General features: G+C 71.9%; 4 protein-coding genes. 3 read left to right on the top strand and 1 reads right to left on the bottom strand.

Translation table 11 applies throughout. From position 1 onward, the window contains the following. Window positions 1-4 precede the first annotated feature (4 nt). Together AOK24_RS07435 and AOK24_RS07430 are read left to right on the top strand one after the other, a co-directional pair. Complete coding sequence (locus AOK24_RS07435; RefSeq protein WP_240553712.1) at window positions 5-826, top strand: SGNH/GDSL hydrolase family protein; 822 nt, start codon at window positions 5-7, stop codon at window positions 824-826. Window positions 827-871: 45 nt separating this feature from the next. Then, complete coding sequence (locus tag AOK24_RS07430; RefSeq protein WP_055719247.1) at window positions 872-1,846, top strand: aldose epimerase family protein; 975 nt, start codon at window positions 872-874, stop codon at window positions 1,844-1,846. Between the two features lie 184 nt (window positions 1,847-2,030). Here the strand turns inward: AOK24_RS07430 and AOK24_RS07425 are convergent, their stop codons facing one another. Beyond that, a complete protein-coding gene (locus AOK24_RS07425; RefSeq protein ID WP_055719246.1) occupies window positions 2,031-2,444 on the bottom strand; it encodes a RidA family protein in 414 nt (137 codons plus the stop codon). Between the two features lie 49 nt (window positions 2,445-2,493). Between AOK24_RS07425 and AOK24_RS07420 the strand changes: the two genes are divergently transcribed. Further along, a partial coding sequence (locus AOK24_RS07420; protein ID WP_240553710.1) for a LysR family transcriptional regulator occupies window positions 2,494-2,939 on the top strand: 446 nt, incomplete at its 3' end.

Here is a 2,939-nt window from a genome sequence, read left to right as displayed (position 1 = left end):
GGTCGTGGGCGGGGACTCAGGGGACGCGACGGGCTCAGCGGCCCCTTCGGGGACGCGCGCGGGGGCGAAGCCTCCCCCGGCGTGGAACACGCGTCCGGCGTCGCTGGCGGCCGTCGGGGACTCCATCACGCGCGGGTTCGACGCGTGCGGGATCCTCCAGGACTGCCCGGAGGTGTCGTGGGCGACGGGCGACAGCGCGGACGTCGACTCGCTCGCCGTGCGGCTGCTGGGGCCCACGAAGGCGACGACGCACAGCTGGAACTACGCCAAGACCGGGGCCCTGATGGCCGATCTGCCGGGCCAGATGGCGCAGGCGGGGACGCGCAAGCCGGCGCTGGTGACGGTCATGGCGGGGGCGAACGACGCGTGTCGCGACACGGTCGCGGCGATGACGCCGGTCTCGGCGTTCCGTACGTCGTTCGAGCAGTCGATGGCCGCGCTGCGGTCGGTGTCGCCCACGTCGCAGGTGTACGTGTCGAGCGTGCCCGATCTCAAGCGGCTGTGGTCCGAGGGGCTGACCAAGCCGCTGGGCAAGGTCGTCTGGAAGCTGGGGATCTGCCCGTCGATGCTGGCCGACGCGACGGCGGTGGACCAGGCGGCGGTCGCCCGGCGGGACTCCGTGCAGGAGCGGGTGCGGGAGTACAACTCCGTGCTGAAGGAGGTGTGCGCGAAGGACCAGCGGTGCCGGTTCGACGGCGGGGCGGTGTACGACTACCGGTTCGGGACGAAGCAGTTGAGCCGGTGGGACTGGTTCCATCCGAGCAAGGACGGGCAGGCGCGGCTCGCGGAGATCGCGTACGCCAAGGTGACGGCGCCGGAGGCGTGAAAGGGACGTGTCCCGGCAGGGGAGGCGTGACTTAGGGTTTCGCTCATGAGCGAACACTTCGGAACACTTTCCGACGGCACCCCGGTGCACCGCTGGACCCTGGAGCGGGCCGGGACCCGGGTGCGGATCCTGACGTACGGCGGGATCGTGCAGTCCGTCGAGGTCCCCGACCGGGACGGGCACGCGGGCGATGTGGTGCTGGGGTTCGCCGATCTCGCGGGCTACCTCGACCATCCCGAGCCGTTCCTCGGCGCGTTGATCGGGCGGTACGCGAACCGGATCGCGGGGGCGCGGTTCGCGCTGGACGGGCGGGAGTACCCGCTTGCCGCCAACAACGCGCCGAACTCGCTGCACGGGGGTCCGGCCGGCTTCGACAAGGTCGTGTGGGCCGCCGAGGAGGCCGGTCCGTACGGCGTACGCCTCAGCCGCGTCTCCCCCGACGGCGAGGAGGGCTTCCCGGGGCGGCTGGACGTCTCGGTGACGTACGCGCTCGACGAGGCAGGCGCGCTGCGGATCTCGTACGAGGCGACGACCGACGCGCCGACCGTCGTGAACCTCACGAACCACAGCTACTTCAACCTCGCCGCGTCCGGCGTGGCGACCGACCACGAACTCCGGGTGGACGCCTCGCGGTACACGCCGGTCGACGCCACGCTGATCCCGGCGGGCGAGCCGGCCGAGGTCTCCGGCACGCGCTTCGACTTCCGTACGTCCCGCAAGGCGGGCGGCGGGTACGACCACAACTTCGTGCTGGACAAGGGGGTGACGGAGCGGGCGGAGGAGATCGCCGAGCTGCACGATCCGGCGTCGGGCCGGACCCTCACGGTCGCGACCACGGAACCCGGCATCCAGGTCTACACGGCCGACCACCTCTCGGCGCCGTTCGCGCCCTGCGCGGGGATCGCCCTGGAGACCCAGCACTTCCCGGACTCGCCGAACCGGCCGGACTTCCCGGGGACGGTGCTGCGGCCGGGCGAGGTGTACCGCTCGGAGACGGTGTACGGGTTCTCGGCACGCTGATCGCGGCGCGGGCTGCTCTCGGGGTGGGCTGCTCGCGGGGTTTTATGCGGGGGAACCCCGGTCCAGGGGTCAGGGTCCCGGACCGGGGCAGCTCCCGAGGGGAACCCCGCGTCGCACGCTATCCGCTGCGCGGCGATTCCACCGTCCTCGGACGATCTACCCCCTTGGATTCCGAACGAACCCTTCACAAGTTCCGGACCGTGGGGCCATTTTGTGTGGCTTGTGTCGCCGCCACGACCTCGATCTCGATCAGCGCCTCCGGCCGGAACAGCCTCGGGACCTCGAACGTCATGCTGGTCGGCGGGGTGCCGGTGAGGAACTCCCCCCGTACGGCGGCGTATTCGGCGAGCCGCGAGATGTCCGTCAGGTAGGTGCGGATGTTGATGACGTCGTCCAGGGTCGCCCCGTGCGCCGCCAGCAGCGCGGCGATCGTCTCGAAGACCCCCCGGGACTGCTCGGCGAGACCGGCGCCTTCGGCGATCTGGCCCGAGAGGTACAACAGGGCGCTGCCGTCGGGGTGTTCGACGCGGGCGACCTGGGAGTAGTACGGCGAGAGGGGCTGCGGGGCGGTGGCGGGGTTGTCGAGGGTGATGCGCATGGGGCGACGGTAGGTTCGGGGCGCGTGATGCGACAAGCGAATGTCTAGCATGGCTGATATGCGGAACGAGCATGGGTCGGCGGCGTCAGCGTCGGCTTCGGGTGAGTTGTCCACGGTCTGGCTGCGGGTCTTCCTGGAGGTGGCCCGGCAGGGGTCGTTCACGGGTGCCGCCCGCGACCTCGGGTGGACGCAGTCCGCCGTGTCCCGGCAAGTCGCCTCGCTGGAGGGGGCGTTGGGGTCGGGCCCGCTGTTCGAGCGGTTGCCTCGCGGGGTGCGGCTGACCGAGGCGGGCCGGGTGCTCGTGCCGTACGCGCAGACCGTGGCGGACGTACTCGTGGGTGTGCGGCGGGAGTTGGGGGCGCTGCGCGCGGGGACGGCGGGGCGGCTGCGGTTCGGGGCGTTCGCGTCGGCCGATGTCGCCCTGGTGCCACGGGCGTTGGCCCGGTTCCGGGCGGAGCGGCCGGGGGTGGCGGTGAGCCGGGAGGAGGGGTTCAC

The sequence above is a fragment of the Streptomyces niveiscabiei genome (assembly GCF_001419795.1).
In the GTDB taxonomy this organism is placed as follows: Bacteria; Actinomycetota; Actinomycetes; order Streptomycetales; family Streptomycetaceae; genus Streptomyces; species Streptomyces niveiscabiei.
The sequence above is the reverse complement of the archived record's forward strand: the minus strand, read 5'-3'. Positions and strand labels throughout refer to the sequence as shown.